The organism is Bacillus benzoevorans (assembly GCF_014207535.1).
Taxonomy (GTDB): Bacteria; Bacillota; Bacilli; order Bacillales; family Cytobacillaceae; genus Bacillus_BD; species Bacillus_BD benzoevorans.
This window is the reverse complement of the sequence record NZ_JACHGK010000006.1, coordinates 26,109-52,444: the sequence shown is the minus strand read 5'-3', so window position 1 is coordinate 52,444 and position 26,336 is coordinate 26,109. Positions and strand designations below refer to the sequence as shown.

The following is a 26,336-nucleotide window of genomic DNA, read 5'->3' as shown; positions in this document are numbered from 1 at the left end:
TTTGTATTTGAATTTAGTTTATGAAGGAACCCGGATCCTTTGGTAACCCCCTTAATTAGCTGCAGTTTTCCCCCTATATGGTGTCATTCGCCGTTACCATCAAAACCAACCGGCATTAAGATAAATAAAGGGGGGAAGGATGGTTAAATGGGTATTTTGATTTTGCTTACCGCAGCTTGTGCCTTATTCTATTGGTTCAAATCGAGTTACTTAAGAAGCAGGGAGAAAGACAGGGAAAAGCAGTTTATTAAGTGGGGTTTGGGTGTAGACTATTGCTACTTTTACAGCCGGCCCTTTATCGTCACCGACCAATGCATCACCATTAACGGGGTTCAAGAGGTTGTTGACTACAAAAGTCCCATTTGTTACTCGCTGGTAAAAACGAGTTGGTGGGGAAAAAAGACAATCTATTCCCGCTGTCTGATCCATGGGAATTATAAGGAGAGCAAGGGCTTTCAAATAAAAATGGCGGATATACCCAACGGGGAAAATTATAAAATTGAAGTTTTCAGTGGTTTCAAAATATCTTTTGGTCAATTTCAAGTAAGGTAAGAAATGGAGACCCAATGACAATCAATGATCATTTGTAATGGCATATCCCAGGTATGCTAAAAGGATTCCAAAGATATAACTGCTGACAATATAGAGGAAGAATTGGAATTTCCGCTTATTCTTTTTTAACATAAAGAGTTCAAAGTTAAACGTTGAAAAGGTTGTGTATGCCCCTAAAAAGCCTGTACCCACTAAAATACGAATACTTTCTGAGATCCAGCCGCTCCCTAAAAGGAGACCCATAAAAAATGAACCCGTGATGTTCACTAGAAAGGTCCCCAAAGGAAACAACTTAAAACTTGAGAAATATTGATTAAAAAAATACCTTGATACCGCCCCAAGAAAACCGCCTAAACCCACAAGCCAAATCGGATGTATCATTCTTCATTACACTCCCAGCTTTTTATTAGTAGACAGAGAGAAGCCAGCGTACGCTAAGAAATATCCGCCTATAGAAGAAGCCAATATATATGTACATGCAGGGATGATGAATCCTTCTTTTATCAATTGCGTAACATCCATACTGAATGTGGAAAAGGTGGTAAACGCCCCGATAATTCCTGTGCCAACGCCGGTAACGAGCCATCCCGGTAATGAATAAACTTTTGCCATTCCTTGTAAATACCCTAAAGCGAAACACCCAATTAAATTTATGCAAAGAGTTCCAGCCGGATAGGAGGATCCCAGGTTCATAAACCAGAGATGGATGAAATATCTCAGCAATGCACCAATGATTCCTCCTATACCAACCGCTAAATACATATACATAGACCACCCCGCCTGATAGAACTATTTTATGTTTATGCGGGGCAGCAAAAAAAAGAATCAGATCCTGTGCTCTGATTCTTTTCTATGATTTCAATTCGTCTTAATCATCCGGATCATTGTTATACCATTCCTCTTCCCATTCATCAGATTCATGCTCTGAGCACCAGCGGTAATTTCGTTTGTAAAAGGTTTTAATATAGTTATTCAGCATGATATGTCTTACTTTTGTTTGATTCGGTGTCAATGCCCCTGCCTGAGAATAAGCTTGAATTAAATCACTATAATCCTTGTAAATCCTCAGATAAATTTGCTCTAGTTGATTTTGTTGTTCAAAGGTCAGCTTCACTTTTTTGGTACAATCCATTTCCGGATCATTTAATTCATTTAATTCTTTGCTGGCAGAGTCAGTATCGGCATCTTTAGCAAATATATAATCCGCTGTTGAACCAAAGCCCCAAAAAAGGAAACCGGAAATCATCAATACCTTTAACATCCTTTAGAGAACCTCTTTAATGTGAATTTTTAATAATTTGCATGTTTATGAATAGACTTTTTTAGTCATCGTTTGGTTCATCCTGATCATCCCGGTCGTCATCATCATGGTCATCGTCATGATCATCATCATCGTCATCGTCATGATCATCATCATGGTCATCGTCATTCCCATGATCCCCTTCTTTCTCCACTTCCAGCACTTTACCGGTAGATTTATCGATTTCCACTTCGTACTTTCCATCCTTTGCCTGGATGGTGATCTCAAATATGCTCTTTCCATCATTCTCTTCCAAATGGGTCTTCACAATTTCTCCTTTGACTTGTTGCAAAGCAATTTGTTTGGCCTTTTCCAAATTGATCCCTTCAGATCCGGTTCCTTGAGCGTTGACAGACAGCAGGTTAAAACTAAACAAGGTCAAAAACAAAATAGCAGTAGTGACTTTCTTCAACATTTCCACTCCTTTTTTATTTTTAGTTTGTCAAATTCGGTTGAGAATTATTTATATTCATTTATTTATTTCCGGTAAATATTTCTCAAAAAATCATTCTTGTCCATGAACTTTACCCAAGCTATTATGAAAGCCTGTCATAGTTTAATATCAAAGAGAAGGAGGGGTTTTGGTTGTTTAATTTAAGTTCTATAGAACTTAGTCACTTTTTAATATCGATGGCCATCTTATTAGCACTCGCGCATTTGCTTGGCTATCTTGCTGAACGTTTAGCCATTCCACGGGTCATCGGGGAAGTCTCGGCGGGACTTGTCTTAGGTCCAACATTACTTGGGTACTTTTATCCGGGGGCTTTTACTTGGCTGTTTAGTGGTTTTCCAGAACAAGAGCGAATGTTTGGACTTATGTACCAAATAGGGCTGATCTTGCTCATGTTTTGTTCGGGGTTAAAGTTCCATACGAAGTTTAAAATGGGGGACGGGAAGATCGTATCGGTGCTTGTCCTTGCATCCACTATTCTTCCATTTGCCTTAGGCTGGCTGGTCACCTACCTGATTGATTTAAAACAATTCCTTGGTCCGGCAAACAATGACTTTGCGCTCAAAATTGTCATTGCCATCGCCATTGCAGTAACTTCCATCCCAGTCATCTCAAAAATTTTCATTGACTTGGGAATTATGCACTCAAGATTTGCCAAACTGATCGTAGCCATTGCTGGAATCCATGATATCCTGCTTTGGGTGGCTCTTGGAATCGCCACTTCAGTCGCCGGGCATAGTGGACCAGTTACTGCAGGGTCCGTATTTTCAAGTATAGGGATTACGATCGTATTCTTTATTATGACGATTATTTCCCTTCGATTTTTATTTAATAAATTAACGATTCGCAATGGCAACTTTCTTTTCAGAGCCTCACATATAGGGTATTTCTTATTTATCGTGTTCGTAATTTCTGCTCTTGCAGGCTATTTAAATGTCGAAACGATGTTTGGTGCTCTTTTAGTGGGCATTGGGGCAAAATTAACGATACCTAATACTTTATTTAAGCGCTTGGAACAGTCTATCTTCCACATTTCATTTTCTTGGTTTATTCCTCTGTACTTTGCAGTCGTCGGTCTCAAATTAGATCTCGCGAAACATTTCGAACCATTATTTTTTCTCCAATTTTTGCTTTTTGCAACGCTCGCCCAAACGATTATTGTGTTTTTTGCGTGTAAACTGATCCGCCAGGATGCTTTAACCAGTTTCAACTTTGCCATGGCGATGAACGCCAGAGGCGGTCCGGGCATTGTTCTTTCAACCGTTGCCTTTTCCGCGGGAATCATTAATCAAGAATTCTTTGGCGTTTTAGTTATGCTGGCACTCGTTACCTCCTGGTTTGCAGGCTCATGGCTGCGTTTTGTCTTAAATAGGGGCTGGAGGATCATGCCCGGTGATGAAGATTTAGTTCCTGACAAAATAAATAACCATAATGATATCATCGATTTAAAAAGACAAATTCAAATTGACAAAGCAAAGGAAACAAACGCGTGAGTGAAAGATTATTATCGTTCCTAAATCAAATAGCAGTCTTGCTGGGTCAATTCAGCAGGACTGCTATTTGATTTATCACCAAGTCCCCTAAACTGTCATGGGATTTGCCGGAATGGCTCCATCTAACTTACAAAATCCTAGCCATCTGCCTATCTATTATTTTCCGAACCTTTTACGATATCCACATTTCCTACATAGTTCCTCCACTGCTACTCTTCGTGAAAAGCCGTCTACAAGGTTTTTTGCTCTATCCATCTCGATAATATCCGAAAATGAATGATCATTAATATTTCCAAGATTGATCACTCCCTCACCATCCAGGCAACAAGGAATAACCGTTCCATTTGCTAAAATCCCCGCCTGATTTCGCAGACCATAACAGAAGCCCTTCCCATCATCTTCCACTTCATGTAACGCAGGCCACTGAAACTCGTAATCTTGATTGATGTAGATACGATCTGCAATTTTTACGCCGCTTCCAGGTACGACCTTCTCCTCAATTTTGTAGTCTAAATCAAATTCCTTCTCAATAATCCCCAGTAATTCTCTGTTCCGCTTTCTTTCCATATTCGTTGCATTGTCCTGTGTAAGGTTCCATAACCTCAGGGAAAAGATCATTTCTGATTGGCTCGTGGCTTCTTTAATAAAAGAAAGGATACTTCTCACATACCCTTCCTTATCTTTAGAATCATTATTGCCATCAAAGCTATGGAGGGAGAAATTCATTTGTCGTAAGGCAGGCTTATTCAGCAGGCTTTCTCTTTTTTTATTAATTAATGTTCCGTTGGTTGTGATATTCACTTTAAACCCTTTTTCATGACTTAAGTCTAACAATTCGTCTATTTTAGGATGGAGCAGCGGCTCACCTTTTACATGTAAATAAATGTAGTCTGTGTGCGGTTTAATTTGGTCTAATCTCTTAGAAAAATCGTCCACAGAAATAAATTGCTTCTGTCGTTCCGTTGGCGGACAGAAGCTGCATGCAAGATTACATACACTTGTAATCTCCAAGTAGAACTTCTTAAATTTCTTCACTATCAATTCCTCACTTCTTTGACTGCGTAAAACCGGATGAACTATCATTCTATCACTATTACAGCATATTTGTTGCTAAATGGAAACATGGTTATTCAAGGAAAATTGGTTTATGATAAGACCATTATGATTGATAGTAGTCTTTTACTTTTGGTTTAAATCTCATATAAATCGTTCCTTTTTAAATAATTTGGTACTGATCGTTAAAATTGATCTTGATCAAGGTTTCGTGTGATTTAATATGATAACTTGTTAATGAGAATAATTATCACTTAGAGAAGGGGCGTTTTTAGATGGTATTTTCAACAAAGGATCTTGAATACTGGAAGGGGGAATATCCATTATTAGAGGATATAACCAAGCTTCAGCCCGTTTTTTGGTTAAATACAAACTTAAAAAGAATAGAGAATTTACCGGAATTACCTGTAACAATGGATGATATGATGGAGGCTGAACAGTTATGGCAGCGTTTTATTCCATTTTTTGAACGGGAATTCCCAGAGACGAAGAAAACAAATGGAATCATTGAATCGCCATTAAGAAAGATAAACAGCATGAAATCAGCCCTAAATGAAACTTTTTATGGCGATCTTTATTTAAAGTGTGATAATGAATTGCCGATTGCAGGTTCTATTAAAGCACGAGGCGGATTTTACGAGATTCTTCACCATGCCGAACAATTAGCCATGAAAAATGGTCTTGTGGATAAGAACGATAATTATGAAATCTTTTCAGATAAAAAGCTAAGGGATTTCTTCAGCCACTATAAAATTGGTGTCGGATCAACAGGAAACCTTGGTTTAAGTATTGGAATTATTAGTGCAAGGCTTGGCTTTAATGTATCTGTTTATATGTCAGCCGATGCCAAACAGTGGAAAAAGGATTTGCTGAGGGAAAAAGGGGCAGCCGTATACGAGTTTGCCGGAGATTTTGGGGAAGCAATAAGTGCCGGGAGACAAAGGACCTTGGCCGACCCTCAAGCTTATTTTGTTGATGATGAAAAGTCGAAGCATTTATTCTTAGGATATAGTGTTGCTGCATTCCGTTTGCAAAAGCAATTAGAAGAACGCAATATTAAGGTCGATAAGGAGCACCCGCTATTTGTTTATCTCCCATGTGGTGTGGGCGGTTCACCAGGGGGCATTACATTTGGGTTGAAGCAGATATTCGGAAATCATGTCCACTGCTTCTTTGTAGAACCTACCCATTCCCCATCTGTTTTAATCGGCTTATTAACAGGGGAAAAGGAAAAAGTTTGTGTGCAGGACTTTGGTATTGATAATCGGACTGAGGCAGATGGTCTGGCAGTTGGCCGCCCATCTAGTTTTGCCACCTCCATCAGTGAGCATCTCATCAGCGGTATTTATACAGTAGAAGATGATGATTTATATCGTTTACTTGCTTTATTAGAAGACCAAGAGGGAATTTCTATTGAACCATCTTCAGCAGCAGGTCTCTTGGGACCTGAACTAGCCTTAAAGGCAGGTTATTTGGCAGATGGGGAAATCGGAACACATATTGCATGGGCAACCGGCGGATCCCTCATCCCAGCAGTGGACATGGAGCACTTTTACAAAAAGGGCAAAGAACTAATCCATCAAGCTTCCCTTAGTTATCAGAAGATATGAATTAAGTTATGGGAAAACAGAAGAGGAAACCGTTCCAGTCTTACTAGTCATCGCAGACCATCAAGCATTAATTAAATTCATAAAGGAGGATCGTTCCTTTAATAAGAATCCTTGGCAGACACTAAAAAGTCTGCCTAGGGCTCTTTTTTTTTAATTAGAATATAACGAATGATGTATAATAAGGAAAATAACTTAAATACATAAAATACACTTATTTAAAAAGGACGATTGATATGAGATTTAAACCAAACTATGCACCAGGACCAACGGATGTACGTGAGAATGTACGCTTGGCGTTAGCTAAAAAAACAAATAACACTGATTTTGATCGGGAATTTATCCGCTATTACCATGAGGTATGCCAAAAGATGGGTCGGGTCATGGGTACTGCAAACGAAGTACTGCTGCTTGCCGGGGAAGGGATTCTAGCTTTGGAAGCGGCATGTGCGAGCTTAACCGAGCCTGGTGACCGTGTCCTTGTACTCGATAATGGGATATACGGTGAGGGTTTTCAATATTTTGTCAGAATGTATGGGGGAGAACCTGTTGTTTTAAGTTTTGACTATCATAAAGACATACCTGTTGAAGAGTTGAGAGGCTATTTAGAAAAAGATCATGACTTCAAATATGCCACATTTGTTCATTGTGATACACCAACGTCCATCTTAAATGATGTCAGCCAGCTTTCTCCCTTACTTAAAGAATATGGCATTCTCACAGTGGTTGATTCAGTAGCTGGTATGGTTGGTGAACCAATCGATGTTGACCAAAATCAAATCGATATTTGCTGCGGCGGTACGCAAAAGGCGATCTCAGCACCTGTTGGCTTAGCGATTGTTTCTATTAGTGAGGACGCTAAAAAGGCGATGAATGACCGCAGAACTCCAATTGCTTCATTTTATGCGAACCTGCAAATTTTCGAAGGATATATGGAAAAAGGAATCTTGCCTTATACGATGCCCGCTGGCAATATTGAAGCGTTAGACGTTGCGTTAGACAATATTTTAACAGAAGGGCAATTGGCGGTTTATGAGCGGCATGCAAAAATCGCAAAAGCTGTAAGGAAGTCGATACAAGAATTTGGACTAACCTTATTCTTAGAATCAGGATGCTCCAATACGGTAACGGCCATCATCATTCCAGAAGAAATAGGCGCATTACGATTACAAGAACACATCAAAGAAACATACAATCTATTCATCGCTACTTCTTTGGCACCGTATGAAGATGTCATCTTGCGTATTGGTCATATGGGTGAAAATGCCTTCGTTGAAAAAGTTCTATCTGTATTAACAGTGATTGATCATGGTCTGCGTGATTTAGGCTTCAAAGGAAAAGGTAATCTTGGACAACTATTCCTTGATGCCTATCGGGCAGAAAATTAAGGAATAGTCTTTGGTCATGACCTCTAAAAAACACTGCCACTCCCCGGATAATGTCGATAAATTCGGCAAAAATCGGGAGGTGACAGTGGCACTCATATCTAAGATTTCTTCCCTTTAGCCACTGGATTCTCATCATATGAGACCCAATCACTGTAGCTGCCTGCATATAGCTTTACATTTTTAAACCCAGCCATTTTTAATGCAATATAATTTGGAGCAGCTGTAACGCCAGATCCGCAATAAACGATAACAGGCTCCTCTGGATCCAGCTCAGCAAATCTTTTTTTCTGTTCGTCGATATTTTTAAATGAGCCTTGTTCCAAGCCTTCTGTCCAATTCTTATTGATTGCACCAGGGATATGTCCGGCTATTCTATCGATTGGCTCAACTTCTCCTAAATAACGGGCTTTATCTCTTGAATCTATTAATATTGGTGACTTTTTCTTATAATCGACAGTTTTCTTTACTTCATCATAAGAAGCCAGCATTTCAGTTTGAATATTCACTGCAAACTTAGCGAATTCAAATTCAGGTACTTTGTTCGTCGTTGGATATCCAGCTTCAACCCATCCTTTGAAGCCCTCATTTAACACATATACCTTTTCATGTCCTAAAAAGCTAAGCAACCAGCAAAAGCGGGACGCAAACTGTCCTTCCCCACCGTCATAGGCAACCACCGCTTTCGTATGATCAATTCCTGCCTTCTCAATTTCAAGTCTGAATTGATCCACATCCGGAAGCGGATGCCTTCCACCGTGCTCTGAAACAGGACCGGATAACTGTTTTTCCAAATCAAAATAGAAAGCACCAGGGATATGGCTTTCTTGATAAAGCTCTTCCCCTTTAACTGGATTTCCTAATTCAAACCGGCAATCCACAATTTTTACCTGCCCATTATTTAATTGTTCAGCGAGCCATTCCTTATTAACAACAAAATCCACCTTGACCAACCCCTATTCATTTGAGCGTAATCATTTCTTCATCTAAGAACAAGATTAATTTTAAGCTAAGAATCATGGCATTAGCATACGAAAAAGTTGCTAATCTCTCAATTAAATTTGCCACTACTCCATCAGATCCAAGAATACTTTCATTAGAGCCAAAAGAAAAAACACTACTACGATTTCTTATTGAGCGTAATAGACCCACTAAACCTAAGGAAATTGCAGAGTTATTTCAAGTAAAGCCAATTACTATCACTAAATGGGCAGCAACTTGGCTAGATAAAGGTATTATTAAAGGAGCAAGTGGTAGAGAAAGAATCACTTCGTATCAAATTGGAGAAGCATATAAAGACTTGACCTTAAATGATTTAGATTTAGGATACAGAGAAGACTGATGAAGAAAGTAAAAAAATGCGAGCCGATTTTTACCTTAAATATAAAAATCAGGCTGTATTATACAATCATTAAAAACCTCATTTACTTATGAAACGGTTCACAGCACCTGCTTAAGCGGCAGTTCTTTTAAACATAGGGTCAATAGGATAGGAAACTGACTTTCAATATTAAAATTTTGAAAAAGTTTGAATGAGGATGATTTTATCTCCGATATGAGTTTAGTATTTACACACCATACCTTATTGAACTGTTTTATAGATTTGTAATTGAGCACGTAATTCACGGTCAAATCAAAAAACACCCTGCTCCGCAACTAAGGCAAAACAGGGCCTTACTATTAGTGCAAGCGATCTAAAGCTTGATAGTCTTTCATATATGGACCATTATCCGCTACAGCTGAATGGTATAACGCTTTAATGGCTAAATTTTTCTCTAAGCCCATTTCGATTTTTATCTTCTTTAGCTCATCATGCAATTCACGGTGCTCATTTATTAATTTTGTCATGATTGTTTTACTATATTTCATCTTGTCACATCCCTAATGCATTATTTTTAAAAAATTAATGTAGAAACCGCATCTATTTATGGTAAGGTTCATTCCGATTGATGCGGAATGCACGATAGATCTGCTCTAACAGAATCAGACGCATGAGCTGGTGGGGGAAGGTCATTTTCGAAAAAGAAAGCTTTTCGTCGGCACGCTGCAGTACTTCATTGCTTAAGCCCAGCGACCCGCCGATGATAAAGGCGATTTTGCTTTTGCCGTAGGTCGCTAATTTATCAATGGAATCAGCCAGTTCCTCTGATGACTTCATTTTCCCATCAATTGCTAGTGCAATCACATACGTATCCTGCGATAATTTAGACAAGAGCCGTTCTCCTTCTTTTTGCTTTACCTGCTCCATTTCAGAAGGACTTAATTCCTCCGGCGCCTTCTCATCCGGAATTTCAATGACTTCAACCTTTGCATAAGACGTCAGCCTCTTTAAATACTCATCTATTCCACTTTTTAGATATTTTTCCTTCAATTTACCGACTGCTATAATTGAGATGTTCACATTTTATCCTCACTTTACAAACAATTTACAAACAGGTTATCCACAGAAGTTATCCACATATTCACATTTTATATCCACATATTGTAGGGAACTAACGATCCCATACAAGATATATCGAGTGGTTTCGACAATATTCACATGTGGATAACCATGATTTTTTCAGTTATCCACACTATCTTACCATAAGAGAAAAGATCCATGTGTACAATTATCCACATAAAAAACAGGAAGACTGCATCAGCCTTCCTGTTCTGACCTATTAAAAGGATTCACCGCTTAAGGTTAGGACGGCCTCCTGTATTTTTCCTTCACGATAGAACTTGATGCGCATTTCATCGCCAATTTTCTTTTCATTATACAGATGCTTTCTTAAGGCAATGACGTCCTTAATTGGCTTTCCGTCCATTTCCACGATAACATCCAATTCCTTCAGTCCTGCCCGATCAGCCGGGGAGTTCCTTTCCACTCTTTCAATCATGACACCTTCCTTGATATCGCTCGGCAAAATCAAAGTCTCTTGCTGATGGTAGGAGGAAATCTCGTTAAGGTTGCGCAACTGGACTCCCATTGCCGGCCGCTTCACTTCACCGTGCTGCTCCAGATCCTGAATAATAGGAATGGCTGTATTAATTGGAATGGAGAGACCGATTCCTTCAACTGCCTCCTGGGCAATTTTCATCGAATTGATTCCGATTACCTGTCCCGCAATATTAACTAAGGCACCGCCGCTGTTACCGGGATTAATTGCTGCGTCGGTTTGCAGAACCTCTACCTGCCAATCCTCGTAGCCGTCTGCATTTAAATCAACAGGGATGGTCCGTTCAATGCCGGAAATTATCCCATTTGTTACGGAGCCTGAGAAACCCAGTCCCAATGGATTTCCGATCGCAATGACCGGTTCACCCGGCTTCAATGTATCTGAATTGCCAAACTCGGCAATCGTTTTAATTTTCTTTCCGTCTATTTCAATGACAGCCAGATCTGTCCATGGATCGCTTCCCATTAACCTAGCCGGTATTTTTGTTCCATCTGCCAGCGTCACATCAAGCTGGTCTGCACCTTCAATCACATGATTATTGGTTACTATGTATGCTTTATCGCCGCTTTTTTTATAGATAACGCCAGACCCTGTACCAGCTTCCTGGCTTTCACTATCCGTCGACCAGAAGCTTGTTGACTGGAGATTTGTAATTCCGACAACGGCATCTCCCGCTTTTTCTACAGCCTTTGTTACATCCGTTGAAACATCCAGCGAAAGCTTTTGTGTTGTTATTTTTCCATGCCCATTATCCTGTACCGTTATTTCATTGGCCGGCTGTGCTGTATACGGCAGCAAGCCATTATTTGAAAGCGTAGGGATAGCTAAAGTGACAATAAGTCCGCCCACAACCGCACCACCTAAACCGGTGAGAAAATAGCCGCCCTTTTTTCTCTTGTTTTGCCGATAATTATTTTGGTCATTATCGTAGTAACCCAAATTTTCTTTCACCCTTTCTCCCTATTCATCTTCTCCGTTTTATTTTGCCTATCTAACCATTATTATACTCTCCGTAATTTAAAATTCTAATCATATGGTCAAGTTCCATACAAAAAGGAATGGAGAGAGAATCCCCATTCCTTTTCATCCATCTTATAGCATTCCTTAATACTTCCGCTTATTACCTTATGATACAGCTGTCAGAGGGGTAGGGACTTTCGGGTCGGTATCATAAAGAGAAAACTGTTCCCCGACGACGAAACCCCTGCTTTCAAGTGTTTGCGTGACAGTCATTCTCGCCAAGTCCTTCATATTATTATCTAAGCTTAAATGGGCGAGATAAATTCCCTTTGTCTGATCTCCGATACAATCGCTCATGGCAAGAGCGGCATCCTCATTTGATACATGTCCGACATCACTTAGGATTCGCCGCTTCGTATTCCAAGGGTAACGGCCCATCCGCAGCATACTGACATCATGATTGCTTTCAAAGACATACATATTCGCATTGGAAATAATGCCCTTCATCCTTTCACTGACATAACCTGTATCCGTAATCATCACTAACTTTTTCCCCTCATGGTGAAAGACATAGAACATCGGCTCGGCTGCATCATGTGAGACACCAAATGATTCAATATCGAGTGAACCGAAGCTTTTGACTGTTTCCATGCCAAAAACAAATTTCTGATCAATAGGTACTTCACCGATTGACGGGCTCATTGCCTTCCATGTTTTTTCATTAGCAAAGATAGGCACTTTATGTTTACGGGCAATAATGCCCACCCCTTTAATATGGTCGCTATGTTCATGGGTCACGAAAATCCCGGAAAGATCCTTTGCTTCGCGGCCGATGTTTTGCATTAAAGCTTCCAATTGTTTGCCGCTCATCCCAGCATCAACTAAGAAGGAATGCTGATCCGTTTCAATATATGCTGCATTACCTGTACTGCCGCTGGCAAGAACGCTAAAACGCAATGACATTTCTCCTCACTCCACTTCTTTATTCCCTTTTGCATTTAAATCAACGATTTTTCCCTCAAAGGCACTGACAAATAATCTTTTCTCATCATTGATGACAAAACACCATGCCGGATTCATTACCTGTGTTGTGTCTGAAAGCGGAACGAGAGTATAATAGCCTAATTCAACATTTGTGATTTTACTTTTCGGATCCAAATAACCGCCTTGGTATAATGTCTCGATGGCATTAATCGGCTGGATAATTTTTTCCGATTCTGACAGTTCTTTAATCTCAGACAAATAGGTCTGTTCATAGGAGATAATTTCATTTTCCTCGTTCAAAAGAAACTTCAGCTCGCCATTGATATTTTGATAAAAAGGTTTCCCCTGATACTGCTGATAGTACGTAATCGTCCTTTTTTCATTGTCCTTTTCCCAATAGCGGTACTGCTCTCCGTATAGAATATGGGTTTTAATAAAACCGCCGAGGTCGGATGGCTCAAACTTATCCTTGATTTTATACGGCTTGTCCAATACGGATTCCAATGCCGTACTGCCGATAATCGTAACTGTTTGATCGAAGAAAATCGCTCTTTCCGTATCTTCCTCTTTAAAAACCTTCGGCCTCGCCTTTAAATAATATTCCTCCCGATACCCTGTTGGCAGCTGACCATATTCAATTTCATCTGCCTTGAGCCACTTTTCAATCGAAGCCTCTGTCTGAATTTCATATTCATTGGTCACTTGTATTTTAAAAAACTCGTATACCAAATAAATATCGAGGATAAGAAAGGAAATAATAAATATCGTTTTAATTTTACTCCAATCCATCTATTTCCCCTCCCGTACCTCCAAAAGTAAAGGACTCCCATATACCATCATATAAAATATACCAGCGAGGTTCCAAGTAGATTAACAGTGACTGGGCATCCTGCTTCGACATTTGATAGCCAATGACGATATTCTCGATGCGATCAATATCATACCCCTTCATAATAAGTGAATTCACCATTTCCGGACCCGATATTAATTTTACTTTATTCGTCTGTGTCAACAATCCAAGGTAAAAGTTATTGCGTACATAACGGCTGATATCCGATTCTCCCCAGACGAGGCGGATTTCCGACATCGGGTCATTTTGCCCGAAGATAGGGTGACCGCCGGTATCATAAAGACGGAACAAAACTGATTTCTGCTCGCGATCAATACCGGAATAGCGGTAGTTATCAGTAAAACCGCCATGACCATTGACGAAATTGATACTTCTCTGCAGTAAGTCCTCAGAATCATCCTCTAAATTATCAGCAACTGCAGAATTAACATAATAAATCATACTGGAATCGAGGTCTTCCCTCATCAAACTTTGCCCATCCGTAAATTCCTTCCCGGTTGAAATATAATTTTTCTCCACAACGCTCGGATCAATGAATAAGGCATTTTTTAAATCCTCGGAATCAATATCTTTAAAGAGATAGTTATAACTGTCTAATATTGTTTCACCCTCAGGCAAATAAATCGGCTTTTCTGTGGCAAGGCGGTACGGAACATACTTTGTATATTGCTGCAGCGCATATTCGCTGTACCTTTGTTTAAATTCAACAATAAACGATGCAGGGACCGGGGTTTCGTAGATTCGTCTTTCTCCCTGTGAAACAAAGTAGATGATCCCGTTATTCCTTTGCTGAACATCCATATTAATGACGATTTGATCGAAGGTAAAATTCGGTACATCTTTAATCGGTATGATACTTTTAAAAGTATTAAGTGAAATGCTGCCTGGGTAAAAGATTTCAACCATCTCATCCCGGCTAATCAGGGAAGAGATATTCGCCACTTCGGAAGAAATGTTTGTAAAATTCCCTAACGTCCAGCCTCTCATTTCACTCATGACCTTTTCTATCTCTAGGTCAGACGTGGTACCAAAATACTGATTATTAAGATGGAAGACAACTTGATTTGGTCTTACAATGTCGCTTATCTTTTTTTCAGGACCAAGGGACACATCCTTCACTACCTTCGAATTCGGTAATTCTTCATAGCTTGGCTGATAGGTCCATAAATTCCAGGTTAAAAGCAAACTGGTCACAATCAGAATGCCTAAGATGATGGACTTAATATTTTCATATGTCAATTCCATTCATCCTCCTCATACTTTTCATAAGGAAGACTAAAGAAAATGGTTGTTCCTTTTCCTTCGATACTTCTTGCCCAGATTTGACCGTCATGGGCTTCAACCATCTCCTTAGCAATAGCCAGCCCGAGGCCTGTTCCGCCAAGCTTCCGTGTTCTCGCCTTATCAACGCGGTAAAAGCGGGTAAATATTTTGCTGACTTTTCCTTTTGGAATCCCCATTCCTTGGTCGCTGATGCTGACAACCACGTCATCTTCCTTCTCTTTAATTTTAAACGTAATCTGTCCGCCCGCAGGTGAGTACTTTAAAGCATTGGAAATGATATTATCAAGGACCTGGGTCAATTTATCAGGATCGATTTCCACTAGAATCGCCTTTTCCGGCAGCATTCTTTCGAAGTTGATATTCTCTTCCTTTGTCAGTTCAAAGCGGTCGATAATACGGTTAAAAAACACAACTAAATCAACCCATTCCTTTGATAATTTATAATCCTTACTGTCCATTTTTGACAATTGAAGCAGATCATTTACGAGCCGTATCATTCGTTCTGTTTCATTTTGTACGACATTCAAAAAGTTAGGGGCGATTTCTTTGTCCTGCCATGCCCCATCTGCCAATGCCTCGATATAGCTTCGCATCGTTGTCAAAGGAGTCCGAAGCTCATGGGATACATTGGCAACAAACTCACGCCGCTCCATTTCGATTTTTTCCTGCTCCGTTGCATCATGCAGCACCGTAATTAAACCATTAACAAATCCAGTTTCTTTTTGAATGATGGAAAAATTAGCGCGCAAAATATACGGGTTCGTCGCTGTACTGTAATTCAGCAGCACAGACTCTCCCTCAGAAAGCAATTCATCAAATGTATATTCCTCTTCCAGTTCAAGAAGGGACACAAGTGGAGTGGACAGGACCGTTTCACGTGAAACATCCAGCATTTGCAGGGCTGGTTCATTAATCAGAATGACACGGCCTCTTCTGTCCGTTGCAATCACTCCGTCCGTCATGGAGGAGAGAACAGAAGACAGCTTTCGTCTCTCACTTTCCGTTGTCGCCTGAGCTTCCTGAAGCTTCTTTGTTAATGTATTAAATGTCGCCGCTAATTGCCCAATCTCATCATGCCCGTAGATTTTAACCTTGCGGGAAAAGTTTCCCTTTGCGAGCGCCAATGCCTGCCGCCGCATATCGGTAATCGGCCTTGTGATTGCCCTGGCCAGAAAAATCCCGAGTATGGCTGTAATAGCCAGTGCAAGTGCTGTACCGGTTGAAAAAATCCGGTTAATGTCCTGCATCTGCCCAAATACATTTTCTATTTTCGATACGACATAAACAGCGCCGATAACTTCTCCGTTTGATTTAACAGGGGAAACCAAGACCCAGATTCTTTTCCCTGTTTCCGGTTCAACCAGTTCCTGATCATCGGACTGAGCGGTAGCAATGGTCCGGCGGATTCTGGTATCTGTTGTTTTTTGCCCCACAACTATCTGGTTGTCAGGTTCAGATGTACCGATGATTTTTAATGTTTTTCCATCAATGACCCTAACCTCGGCAATGTCACCTGAGCGGTAATCCAATAACAGTCTTCTAACCCCCTCCTCAACGGACGCGGCACCGTCCTCAGGGGGTTTTTCCTGCGTTAGCTGTTCCTCTAAATAATAAGAAAGGATATTAACCTTATCAATAATCGATGTTTTAAAATTGTCCTTTAAGGTTGCTTCTAATTGTCTAACAAAATACACGCCGATAATCTGCATCGCAATGATAATGAGGAGCATGTAAATGAGAACTGTTTTAACATGTACCGATTGAAAAAAACTAACCTTTTTCATTTATGATCATAACTCCTGTTCAGGATTTCGGAGATAATATCCAACACCCCTTCTTGTGACAATCCAGGTCGGATGGCTTGGATTATCCTCTATTTTTTCTCTTAAACGTCTAACGGTTACGTCAACGGTTCTGACATCACCGTAATAATCATATCCCCATACTGTTTGCAGTAGATGCTCGCGGGTCATGACTTGTCCGATATGTTTGGATAAATAATGGAGCAGTTCAAATTCTCGATGAGTCAGTTCTATCGTTTCGCCGCGTTTTGAGACAATATAGGCATCCGGGTGAATGATTAATGAACCAATTTCAATTTCATTCGTCTCTTCTTCCTCCACCGCTTGCGGCACCTGCTGATGGCGCCGTAAATTGGCCTTTACACGGGCAATTAATTCCCTCGTGCTGAACGGCTTCGTTACATAATCATCTGCACCTAATTCAAGCCCGAGTACTTTATCAATTTCGGAGTCTTTAGCCGTCAGCATAATAATCGGCATATCATATTTTTTCCGGATCTCACGACACACTTCCATGCCATCGCGCTGCGGCAGCATGATATCCAAAAGAACAATATCCGGCATAACTTCTTCAACCATTTCCAGAGCTTTATTGCCGTCATAAGCACAATGTACTTCATAGCCTTCCTTTTTTAAATTAAACTGCAATATATCGGCAATTGGCTTTTCATCATCAACAACAAGTATTTTCTTATCCATCCCTGTGTCCCCCTTACAATTTGTCTATTTATATACATCATTAAACAATACGGATGATGGGCTGGCTATTTGACCGTCAATTTATCATCATGATTTTTAGGATTACGCTTAAACCCTATATATTCCCTCATTTACTTTATCATTTTATAGCTTGAAATTCATCCTTTTCTATGGCGGTTTGTTTTCCTAATATTGGCGAAAGTATGAATCAGAAGGGGGAAGACGGCGAGGGATTAGTCTACTATAGCAGTAGATTGATAGATTTCAAGGGGCAATAAAAAAAGACATGCATAACATGTCTTTTGCAAAGGATGGCTCAGGACGGAATCGAACCGCCGACACATGGATTTTCAGTCCATTGCTCTACCGACTGAGCTACTGAGCCATATTAAATTTTGAACCCTACAACTAGTTAGTAGTTTGTGCTTCAAAAACCTTTGGTTTTTGTTGCAAGCCGCTTCCTCTTTAGGACGCTGCGGCTCTCTACCGGCTGAGCTACTGAGCCGTATGAAGTTCTGTACCTTTAACCTTATGTATTTATTCCTAATTATATAAAATCTATATAAACAGCAGGGACCTGCTGGAATAAAGATGGCGGTCCGGACGGGACTCGAACCCGCGACCTCCTGCGTGACAGGCAGGCATTCTAACCAGCTGAACTACCGGACCAATATGGTTTATTCAAAATCTAGTATATTAAGCTCCAGCGCCTATCAAGGCGCTTTTGCTTTTCTAGTGACCCGTACGGGATTCGAACCCGTGTTACCGCCGTGAAAGGGCGGTGTCTTAACCGCTTGACCAACGGGCCAATAACAATGGTGAGTCATGCAGGATTCGAACCTGCGACCCTCTGATTAAAAGTCAGATGCTCTACCAACTGAGCTAATGACTCAATATAAAATTAGAACCCTACAACTAGATAGCAGTTAGTCCAATTTTCCCTACCGGCTCATTTACAAAGCCGTATAAATTGTTCGTTCCTACAAGAATCTAGTGGTCGTTGTGCTTCAAAAGCTTTCTGCTTTTGTTGCAAGTCGCATCCCCTGCGGGACGATGCAACTCTCTACCAACTGAGCTAATGACTCGATATAAAAATTCTACCCTAATGAATCGTGTCGAAAACTTATCGTTCTTGGCGACGCTTTTTATAATAGCACATCATTCTGTATCAATGCAATCATTTTTTTAAAACTTTTTTATTATTTTTTAAAAATATGGCTCTGTTAAACTTGATTGTTGATTTCCGTTCCAAGCACTTCGCTTTCCGCGGGCGACCGTCGAGCCTCCTCGCCACTTCGTGCCTGCGGGGTCTCGTCTGTCTCGCTGTTCCCGCAGGAGTCTTCGTGCCTTCCACTCCAATCAACAAAGTCCTCCAAAATCAACATTGACCTTTAACACAGCCAAAAATATAAAACTCCACAGTGATTCGCAGTAATTGCCTTTTAGTAAGCAGAAAAGAGAGGAGAAGGGTAAATCGCTTCTCCTCCTTCGTATTTCTTAGTTATTGCGCCAAGGGCTGCGTACTACATTTGTCTGATCGCGGTCAGGTCCCACGGAGAATGTAGAAAGAGGGATACCTGTTAATTGAGATACACGCTCAACATAGTGACGGGCATTTGCTGGCAGCTCATCAAGCGTACGGCAGCCTGTAATATCCTCTGGCCAGCCTGGCAGTTCTTCATAAACTGGTTCACATTGAGATAGAATCTTCAAGCTTGCCGGAAATTCTTCAAGAACTGTACCATCATATTTGTAAGCTACACAAATTTTCACTGTTTCAAGACCGCTCAATACATCGATTGAGTTAAGTGAAAGATCTGTTAATCCGCTGACACGGCGGGCATGGCGGACGACAACACTGTCAAACCAGCCGATACGGCGTGGACGACCAGTCGTTGTACCGTACTCACGGCCAACTTCGCGGATACGATTGCCGACTTCATCATGTAATTCCGTTGGGAACGGACCATCACCAACGCGTGATGTATAGGCTTTACATACGCCGACAACGTGAGTAATTTTCGTTGGGCCAACACCGGAACCAATCGTTACACCGCCTGCTACAGGGTTTGAAGATGTAACAAATGGATATGTACCTTGGTCAATATCAAGCATAACCCCTTGCGCACCTTCGAATAAAACACGGCGGCCTTCATCCAGTGCATCATTTAAGACAACGGATGTGTCACACACATATTGTTTAATTTGCTGTCCGTATTCATAGTATTCATCTAAAATATCTTCCAGTTTAATACCTTCAGTTTCATAAAAAAGTTCAAACATACGGTTTTTTTCTTTTAAATTGTGTGCCAGCTTCTCTTCAAACACTTCACGGTCTAAAAGGTCAGCAATGCGGATTCCGTTACGGGCTGCTTTATCCATATAAGCAGGACCAATACCTTTTTTCGTCGTACCAATTTTGTTTGCACCTTTACGTTCTTCTTCTACCTCATCCTGACGGATATGATAAGGCAGAATTACATGCGCACGGTTCGAAATGCGAAGATTATCTGTCGTGATCCCTTTTGCATGGACATAGGCTAATTCTTCAACAAGAGCCTTCGGATCAACTACCATCCCGTTGCCGATGACACAAATTTTCTCTTTATAAAAGATTCCAGAAGGAATTAAATGAAGCTTATATTTTTCACCATTGAATTGAATGGTATGTCCAGCGTTATTTCCGCCTTGATAACGGGCAATTACTTCAGCATTTTCTGATAAAAAGTCTGTAATTTTCCCTTTTCCTTCGTCTCCCCATTGTGATCCAACCACTACTACTGACGACATGAAAAAAAGCACCTCCAAAGGTTCGCTCATTATTTTTATATATCAAACATTCTTTAGTTTACCAATGATTTTCACATAAATCAACAAAACACGAACATTTTATTGAAAGTATATTAATATGTTCGTAAATATATCAAACTATCATTTTAGATCCTTTATACATGTTTGTTGATTTCCGCTTCAGGCACTTCGCTTTCCGCTCATCTACGCCTGAGCCTCCTCGACACTTGGTGCCTGCGGGGTCTCGTCTGTCTCGCTGTTCCTGCAGGACATTGAATAAGCTTCCTCGAATCCGCCCACGCACGATGAAAATGCACAGCATTTTCGGAGGAGTCTTCATGCCTTCCGCTCCAATCAACAGGTTTTTCAAAGTAGATATTGCCATTTAACACAACCATTATTTATCCCAAAATAACTATTTAACAAAAAAAGACTTATAAGGAAAATCCCCTATAAGTCTTTACGCACCGGGCGGTATGGCTGAATCATCGAAGCGTCTTTCGAGATTAACGAATTTATTATATTCCTTTACAAAGGCGAGAGAGACAGTGCCGGTCGGACCATTACGCTGTTTGGCAATAATGATTTCGATAATATTCTTGTTCTCCGATTCTTTATCATAGTAATCATCACGATATAAAAATGCCACGATATCGGCATCCTGCTCGATACTTCCTGATTCACGAATATCAGACATCATCGGTCGCTTGTCCTGGCGCTGTTCGACACCGCGGGAAAGCTGGGATAGGGCAATGACGGGAACCTCCAGCTCACGTGCCAGCTGCTTTAATGACCGCGAAATCTCGGAAACCTCTTGCTGACGGTTTTCCCCGGAACGTCCGCTGCCGAGAATTAACTGTAAATAGTCAATCATAATCATGCCTAAACCGCCTTGCTCCTGCTTTAAACGGCGGCATTTCGCGCGAATGTCCTGAACGCGGACACCCGGTGTATCATCAATGAAAATCCCTGCATTAGATAAGCTTCCCATCGCCATGGTCAGCTTGCCCCAGTCCTCATCCGTCAATGTCCCTGTACGCAGTCTTTGCGCATCAATGTTGCCCTCTGCACAAAGCATACGCATAACCAGCTGTTCAGCACCCATCTCCAAACTGAAGATGGCTACATTTTCGCCCGTCTTTGTCGCAACATTTTGAGCAATGTTCAAGGCAAAGGCTGTTTTCCCCATCGATGGGCGGGCCCCGACGATAATTAAATCATTCCGCTGGAAGCCGGCTGTTATTTTATCCAGCTCAGCAAACCCAGTGGCAACCCCTGTTACATCCCCGACTCTATTGTGGAGGGTTTCGATATTATCATACGCACGAAAAAGAACATCCTTGATATGATGGAAGGCCCCGGAATTCTTCCTTTGCGATACTTCCATAATACTTTTTTCTGCCTCGCCCAGGAGGGAATCTACTTCATCTTCACGGTTGTAGCCTTCTTGGGCAATCTCCGTCGCTGTGCGGATTAAGCGGCGCAGGATTGATTTCTCTTCAACAATTTTTGCATAGTATCCTATATTTGCAGCTGTCGGTGCAGAACCGGCCAGTTCACTTAAATAACTAATGCCGCCTATATCCTCTAGCAACTTTGCTGCGGCAAGCTCTTCAGTCACGGTAATTAAATCAACCGCCTCACCTTTATCATTCAGCTTCAGCATTGCATCGAAAATGCGCTGGTGGGCGGCACGATAAAAGTCCTCCGGAAGCAAGATTTCGGATGCCAACGTAAGCGATGACGGCTCAAGAAAAATAGCCCCTAATACAGCCTGCTCGGCCTCCAGGTTTTGTGGAGGGAGTCTATCCGCCATTAATTCACTCATCTATTAACCCCCCAAAATTTTCTCCTCTAAAACTTAAGTATAACTCTTTTATAGCAATCTATCATTATCTTCAAAAAAATATCATCCATACAAAAAACACCTTTTCAACCCGGTACGTCAATCGCGTTAGTCGGAAACCTGCGAAGTAACAGCATTCAGAGTACAAAAGGTGTGAAAGTTTATATTTCCCCAAAAAAATGTGACCAGACAACTGATCACATTTTTAGGCACTCCTATATTCTAACACGTTTTTGCGGAAATGGTACTTCCAAAATGAGGATGCATTAAGCTTCCTTTACATGGACGTTTAAAGTAGCTGTTACTTCTAGATGCAGTTTCACTGGTACCTTTGTATAGCCCAATGCACGGATTCCATCTGCAAGTTCTATTTTACGTTTATCAATTTTAATACCATGTTTCTTTTGCAGCTCTTCCGCTATTTGTTTACTCGTAATGGAACCAAATAAACGGCCGCCTTCGCCAGACTTTGCTGATAATTCAACTGTCAATTCATCAATCACTGTTTTTAACTTTTTCGCTTCATCCAATTCCTCAGCCGCCAGTTTTTCTTCCTTTTTCTTTTGTGCATTTAATGTACTGATAGCAGCCTGGTTTGCTTCAACTGCCAACCCTTGTTTGAGGAGAAAATTTTGCGCGTAGCCGTCTGCCACGTTTTTTACTTCACCTTTTTTTCCTTTACCTTTAACATCTTTGAGAAAAATTACCTTCATTCCTGTTGTCTCCCTTCAAAATAGTCGTCGATTGCCGCTATCAGCAATTCCTCTGCATGTTCAATCGATACTCCCGTAATTTGTGTGGCGGCATTGGTTAAGTGACCGCCCCCGTCAAGTGATTCCATAATAATCTGCACATTGATTTCGCCAAGTGAGCGGGCACTGATCCCAATCATGTCTTCTGAGCGGTATGAGATGACAAAGGAGGCTGAAACACCTTCCATTGTCAACAGCGTATCAGCGGTCTGAGCAATAAGCACTTGATCATAAAATTTGCCATGAGTCCCTGTAGCAATTGCAATGCTGCCTTGATAAAAGTGGACATTTTCAATTAACTTTGACCTTTTGATATACGTATCCACATCTTCCTTCAAAAACTTCTGTACAAGGACCGTATCAGCCCCATGGGCACGCAGGTAGGATGCCGCGTCAAAGGTTCTGGCACCTGTTCTAAGTGTAAAGCTTTTCGTATCGACCACGATACCGGCTAGTAGTGCGGTAGCCTCTAACATCTCAATTTTACCTGTTTTTGGCTGATATTCAAGCAGCTCTGTGACAAGCTCTGAAGTAGAGGAGGCATACGGCTCCATATAGACCAGAATTGGATGCTGAATAAATTCTTCCCCGCGCCGGTGGTGGTCAATCACAACCACCTTGCCGCTTCTTGATAATAATTTTCCTTCAATTAGCATAGAGGGCTTGTGCGTATCGACAATGACAAGCAGCGTATCATCGGTGGCAAGATCCAGAGCGGCCTCGGAGGTAATAAATTTAGACTGGAGATGGTCATTCTTTTTAATTTCATCCATCAGCTTTTTAACGCCTTTATCGATCTCATGAGGATTTACGACAATATAACCCTTTTGGTGATTTAATTGGGCAATTTTAAGAATACCGATTGAAGCGCCGATAGCATCCATATCGGGATACTTATGCCCCATGATAATGACCTTATCACTTTCCATGACTAATTCCTTCAAGGCATGGGAAATCACCCGTGCTCGGACCCTCGTTCTTTTTTCCACTGGATTCGTTTTTCCACCGTAGAATTTTACCTTTCCGTTCGGCTGTTTGATCGTCGCCTGGTCGCCGCCCCGTCCTAAAGCAAGATCCAGACTGGACTGGGCTAGTTCCCCAAGCTCCGGCAGAGCCAAGTCACCACTTCCCACCCCGATACTAAGCGTTAAGGATACGTTCTGTTTCGCAGTTGCCTCTCGAACTTCATCCAAAATGGTGAATTTATTTTTTTCCAATGCCCGTAAAATACGTTCGTTCAAGACCGCAAGATACCGATCCGATGACACACGTTTGATGAAGAATTCATTTTCCTGCGCCCATTTGTTCAATATCGAGGTAACCAAATTATTGAGGCCGCTTCTCGTTGTATCATCCATCGCCTGGGTCACATCATCGTAGTTATCAAGAAAGATTGTAGCGAAAACCAGCCGCTCATCCTCATACAGCTGTTCAATTTCCACTTGATCAGTAACATCGAAAAAGTAAAACAGTTTTTCATCCCGTTTAAATAAAATACGGTAAAAACGCCCGTTAATCACATGTGTCGCTGTTTCCTCATCGTTTTTAATAAAGGAAATGATCGTTTCATCCACTTCATACAGTGACTTTCCGATTAGTGAATCTCCGTAGAGGGAAGAGGAGATATATGGATTTACCCACTCAATATCATATTCGTCATTTATCAGCATGATCCCAATCGGCATTTCCAGCAGTGCTTCTTCGCCAACCTTTTTCACCCGATAAGACAAGGTGGCTATATACTCCGCCATTTCTTCTTTTTGGCGATCATCTCGCAATAAAATAAAAAAGAACAGAATTGCTGTCAAAATAAAACCGGCAGCACTTATTGGCCAATTATACATTGCTAATATCCCTAGAAGCACCACTGTTATACCCATCAATCCGTACAGAGGATAATTAATAGATGGCCTTTTTTTGTTTGAAGACATTTCTTCAACTCCCAAACAGTAGTGTATGGTTTTCAGTCATCCATGAAAACCTAAATTCATTATACCGAATATCTTTACAATATAAAGGGGGACATTAGCCCATCCATCTTGATGTACATTCTGCCTCCATTGCGGGAACTTGCACAAGATAAGGGCCACTGCTTCCCTCTGTATTATAATAGTGTATAGAATCTATTTTATCGAGTATTACACACTTGTTCAACTATTGTGCCGGCGGTCTTTCAATTTTCAAAGGAATCAGGCCTGAGCAAACTTAGGCAGAATATTGAACCCAAATACACTGTGGCGTATTAATTTGGGGAAAATAAAAAGGACATCGTTTAGGATGTCCTTTAACATGCTCTTTTAAAAAATTACTCTCCAGAAACGTATGGTAATAAAGCCATAGTACGAGCGCGTTTAATAGCAGTTGTTAATTTACGTTGATATTTAGCGCTTGTTCCTGTTACACGACGAGGTAAAATTTTACCGCGTTCAGAGATGAATTTCTTAAGAAGATCTACATCTTTATAATCGATGTGTGTGATTCCGTTTGCTGTGAAGTAGCAAACTTTACGGCGTTTTGCACGTCCGCCTCTGCGTCCACCCATTGCCATGATTTCTTCACTCCTTTTCGCTATATTATTTATCCGTTCAAATGTTTGTTGTATTAGAATGGAAGATCGTCGTCAGAAATGTCAATTTGACCATCCTGCGCAAATGGATCTTCATCTACACGTGTATATCCTTGATTGTTTCGCGGATTTTGCTGGCGCTGTTGATTCTGATTGTTGTTTCCATATGGCATATCGGGTTCTGGCGGCGGTGCACCAAAGCTGCCAAAGTCATTTCTTCCTCCGCCAGCATTTGAGCTTCCTTTTGGTTCAAGGAATTGCACACTTTCTGCTAAAACCTCAGTTACATATACCCGTCTGCCATCTTGTCCTTCATAGTTACGTGTTTGAATACGTCCATCAACGCCGGCAAGACTTCCTTTTTTCAAGAAGTTTGCTACGTTCTCTGCTGGGCGGCGCCAAACCACGCAGTTAATAAAGTCCGTTTCCCGTTCACCTTGCTGATTAGTAAAATTACGGCCAACAGCTAAGGTAAAGGTAGCAACTGCAACTCCACTCGGCGTATAACGCAACTCCGGATCCTTTGTTAAACGACCGACTAACACAACACGATTCATCATCAGAATCAACTCCTTCCACCAGACTCATTTCTCGGAAACAAAAGTGATCTATATAAAATTACTTTTCGTCTTTTACTACAATATGACGAATGATATCTTCGTTAATTTTTGCTAAACGAGAGAATTCTTCGACTGCAGCTGGCTGCGCATTTACATGCAGAAGTTGGTAGTAACCATCGCGGAAATCATTGATTTCGTAAGCTAGACGGCGTTTACCCCATTCTTTTGAGTCAACTAACTCCGCACCATTATCAGTTAAAACGTTGTTGAAACGCTCAACTAGAGTTTTCTTCGCTTCATCTTCAATATTTGGGCGGATGATGTACATTAATTCGTACTTTCTCATCACATTCACCTCCTTTTGGTCTAAACGGCCCGATTAAGGGCAAGGAGCAATTATTCATTACTCACAAGTTAAAATTATAGCAGAATGTTTCCAGAAAAGCAATGAAGAGAGGAAGAA

The 26,336-nt window shown here is 41.0% G+C and carries 27 protein-coding genes and 4 tRNA genes; 5 read left to right on the top strand and 26 right to left on the bottom strand.

Features of this window, described 5'->3' with window-relative positions; translation table 11 throughout:
- Positions 1-147: 147 nt before the first annotated feature.
- Positions 148-552, top strand: coding sequence for a hypothetical protein (locus tag HNR53_RS10095; protein WP_184525508.1), 405 nt, complete (start codon positions 148-150; stop codon positions 550-552).
- 21 nt (positions 553-573) lie between these two features.
- Here HNR53_RS10095 and crcB (HNR53_RS10090) read toward each other — a convergent pair whose 3' ends face one another.
- The 4 genes from crcB (HNR53_RS10090) to HNR53_RS10075 form a co-directional block, all read right to left on the bottom strand.
- On the bottom strand, positions 574-933 hold the full coding sequence (crcB, locus tag HNR53_RS10090) for a fluoride efflux transporter CrcB (protein WP_184525506.1): 360 nt from the start codon (positions 931-933) through the stop codon (positions 574-576).
- A 6-nt stretch (positions 934-939) separates the two neighbouring features.
- On the bottom strand, positions 940-1,320 hold the full coding sequence (gene crcB / locus HNR53_RS10085) for a fluoride efflux transporter CrcB (RefSeq protein WP_246439493.1): 381 nt from the start codon (positions 1,318-1,320) through the stop codon (positions 940-942).
- Between the two features lie 100 nt (positions 1,321-1,420).
- Positions 1,421-1,813, bottom strand: a complete 393-nt coding sequence (locus HNR53_RS10080; RefSeq protein WP_184525504.1) for a DUF2680 domain-containing protein — start codon at positions 1,811-1,813, stop codon at positions 1,421-1,423.
- A 61-nt stretch (positions 1,814-1,874) separates the two neighbouring features.
- Positions 1,875-2,267: a PepSY domain-containing protein gene (locus HNR53_RS10075; protein ID WP_184525502.1), complete on the bottom strand. Its 393-nt coding sequence runs from the start codon at positions 2,265-2,267 to the stop codon at positions 1,875-1,877.
- A gap of 170 nt (positions 2,268-2,437) precedes the next feature.
- On the opposite strand from HNR53_RS10075, the gene HNR53_RS10070 reads away from it, so the two are divergent.
- Complete coding sequence (locus tag HNR53_RS10070) at positions 2,438-3,796, top strand: cation:proton antiporter (RefSeq protein ID WP_184525500.1); 1,359 nt, start codon at positions 2,438-2,440, stop codon at positions 3,794-3,796.
- A 156-nt stretch (positions 3,797-3,952) separates the two neighbouring features.
- Here HNR53_RS10070 and HNR53_RS10065 read toward each other — a convergent pair whose 3' ends face one another.
- Positions 3,953-4,831, bottom strand: a complete 879-nt coding sequence (locus HNR53_RS10065; RefSeq protein WP_184525498.1) for a radical SAM protein — start codon at positions 4,829-4,831, stop codon at positions 3,953-3,955.
- A 293-nt stretch (positions 4,832-5,124) separates the two neighbouring features.
- Between HNR53_RS10065 and dsdA the strand changes: the two genes are divergently transcribed.
- Complete coding sequence (dsdA, locus tag HNR53_RS10060; RefSeq protein WP_184525496.1) at positions 5,125-6,459, top strand: D-serine ammonia-lyase; 1,335 nt, start codon at positions 5,125-5,127, stop codon at positions 6,457-6,459.
- Positions 6,460-6,692: 233 nt separating this feature from the next.
- Positions 6,693-7,844 (top strand): pyridoxal-phosphate-dependent aminotransferase family protein, encoded by a 1,152-nt coding sequence (locus HNR53_RS10055; RefSeq protein ID WP_184525494.1) that lies wholly within the window; start codon positions 6,693-6,695, stop codon positions 7,842-7,844.
- A gap of 98 nt (positions 7,845-7,942) precedes the next feature.
- Here the strand turns inward: HNR53_RS10055 and HNR53_RS10050 are convergent, their stop codons facing one another.
- On the bottom strand, positions 7,943-8,785 hold the full coding sequence (locus HNR53_RS10050; protein WP_184525492.1) for a rhodanese-like domain-containing protein: 843 nt from the start codon (positions 8,783-8,785) through the stop codon (positions 7,943-7,945).
- Positions 8,786-8,859: 74 nt separating this feature from the next.
- On the opposite strand from HNR53_RS10050, the gene HNR53_RS10045 reads away from it, so the two are divergent.
- Positions 8,860-9,183 (top strand): hypothetical protein, encoded by a 324-nt coding sequence (locus tag HNR53_RS10045; RefSeq protein WP_184525490.1) that lies wholly within the window; start codon positions 8,860-8,862, stop codon positions 9,181-9,183.
- A 338-nt stretch (positions 9,184-9,521) separates the two neighbouring features.
- Here HNR53_RS10045 and HNR53_RS10040 read toward each other — a convergent pair whose 3' ends face one another.
- From HNR53_RS10040 to rpsF, 20 genes are all read right to left on the bottom strand, one after another.
- Positions 9,522-9,710, bottom strand: a complete 189-nt coding sequence (locus tag HNR53_RS10040; RefSeq protein ID WP_184525488.1) for a hypothetical protein — start codon at positions 9,708-9,710, stop codon at positions 9,522-9,524.
- A 52-nt stretch (positions 9,711-9,762) separates the two neighbouring features.
- Positions 9,763-10,242 carry a 23S rRNA (pseudouridine(1915)-N(3))-methyltransferase RlmH gene (rlmH, locus tag HNR53_RS10035; RefSeq protein WP_184525486.1) on the bottom strand — a complete coding sequence of 160 codons (480 nt, stop codon included), beginning with the start codon at positions 10,240-10,242 and terminating at the stop codon, positions 9,763-9,765.
- A gap of 259 nt (positions 10,243-10,501) precedes the next feature.
- A complete protein-coding gene (locus tag HNR53_RS10030; protein ID WP_184525806.1) occupies positions 10,502-11,719 on the bottom strand; it encodes a S1C family serine protease in 1,218 nt (405 codons plus the stop codon).
- Positions 11,720-11,905: 186 nt separating this feature from the next.
- The gene (locus HNR53_RS10025) at positions 11,906-12,703 is read right to left on the bottom strand and encodes an MBL fold metallo-hydrolase (protein ID WP_184525485.1); all 798 of its coding nucleotides are present in this window, start codon (positions 12,701-12,703) and stop codon (positions 11,906-11,908) included.
- Positions 12,704-12,709: 6 nt separating this feature from the next.
- Entirely contained in the window at positions 12,710-13,513 is an 804-nt protein-coding gene (locus tag HNR53_RS10020; protein WP_184525482.1) for a two-component system regulatory protein YycI, read from the bottom strand.
- The gene (locus HNR53_RS10015) at positions 13,500-14,819 is read right to left on the bottom strand and encodes a YycH family regulatory protein (RefSeq protein WP_184525480.1); all 1,320 of its coding nucleotides are present in this window, start codon (positions 14,817-14,819) and stop codon (positions 13,500-13,502) included. Before HNR53_RS10015 ends, HNR53_RS10020 begins: the two co-directional genes overlap by 14 nt.
- Positions 14,810-16,642, bottom strand: coding sequence for a cell wall metabolism sensor histidine kinase WalK (gene walK, locus HNR53_RS10010; protein ID WP_184525478.1), 1,833 nt, complete (start codon positions 16,640-16,642; stop codon positions 14,810-14,812). The genes HNR53_RS10015 and walK overlap by 10 nt, the downstream gene beginning before the upstream one ends.
- 6 nt (positions 16,643-16,648) lie before the next feature.
- On the bottom strand, positions 16,649-17,359 hold the full coding sequence (yycF, locus tag HNR53_RS10005) for a response regulator YycF (protein ID WP_184525476.1): 711 nt from the start codon (positions 17,357-17,359) through the stop codon (positions 16,649-16,651).
- Between the two features lie 312 nt (positions 17,360-17,671).
- Positions 17,672-17,744, bottom strand: a tRNA-Phe gene (locus HNR53_RS10000).
- A gap of 207 nt (positions 17,745-17,951) precedes the next feature.
- Positions 17,952-18,028: transfer RNA gene (locus HNR53_RS09995), tRNA-Asp, on the bottom strand.
- Between the two features lie 67 nt (positions 18,029-18,095).
- Positions 18,096-18,167 (bottom strand) — tRNA-Glu (locus HNR53_RS09990).
- 8 nt (positions 18,168-18,175) lie between these two features.
- Positions 18,176-18,251 (bottom strand) — tRNA-Lys (locus HNR53_RS09985).
- A gap of 314 nt (positions 18,252-18,565) precedes the next feature.
- Positions 18,566-18,718, bottom strand: a complete 153-nt coding sequence (locus HNR53_RS09980; protein WP_184525474.1) for a hypothetical protein — start codon at positions 18,716-18,718, stop codon at positions 18,566-18,568.
- Between the two features lie 138 nt (positions 18,719-18,856).
- Positions 18,857-20,149, bottom strand: a complete 1,293-nt coding sequence (locus HNR53_RS09975) for an adenylosuccinate synthase (protein ID WP_184525472.1) — start codon at positions 20,147-20,149, stop codon at positions 18,857-18,859.
- A 460-nt stretch (positions 20,150-20,609) separates the two neighbouring features.
- A complete protein-coding gene (gene dnaB / locus HNR53_RS09970) occupies positions 20,610-21,977 on the bottom strand; it encodes a replicative DNA helicase (RefSeq protein ID WP_184525470.1) in 1,368 nt (455 codons plus the stop codon).
- 284 nt (positions 21,978-22,261) lie between these two features.
- Positions 22,262-22,708 carry a 50S ribosomal protein L9 gene (gene rplI, locus HNR53_RS09965; RefSeq protein WP_184525468.1) on the bottom strand — a complete coding sequence of 149 codons (447 nt, stop codon included), beginning with the start codon at positions 22,706-22,708 and terminating at the stop codon, positions 22,262-22,264.
- Positions 22,705-24,678, bottom strand: a complete 1,974-nt coding sequence (locus tag HNR53_RS09960; protein ID WP_184525466.1) for a DHH family phosphoesterase — start codon at positions 24,676-24,678, stop codon at positions 22,705-22,707. The genes rplI and HNR53_RS09960 overlap by 4 nt, the downstream gene beginning before the upstream one ends.
- Positions 24,679-25,052: 374 nt before the next feature.
- Positions 25,053-25,289, bottom strand: a complete 237-nt coding sequence (gene rpsR / locus HNR53_RS09955; RefSeq protein ID WP_071396751.1) for a 30S ribosomal protein S18 — start codon at positions 25,287-25,289, stop codon at positions 25,053-25,055.
- Between the two features lie 59 nt (positions 25,290-25,348).
- Positions 25,349-25,873 (bottom strand): single-stranded DNA-binding protein, encoded by a 525-nt coding sequence (gene ssb, locus HNR53_RS09950; RefSeq protein ID WP_184525464.1) that lies wholly within the window; start codon positions 25,871-25,873, stop codon positions 25,349-25,351.
- A gap of 58 nt (positions 25,874-25,931) precedes the next feature.
- Positions 25,932-26,219, bottom strand: a complete 288-nt coding sequence (rpsF, locus tag HNR53_RS09945) for a 30S ribosomal protein S6 (RefSeq protein ID WP_184525462.1) — start codon at positions 26,217-26,219, stop codon at positions 25,932-25,934.
- Positions 26,220-26,336: the final 117 nt, after the last annotated feature.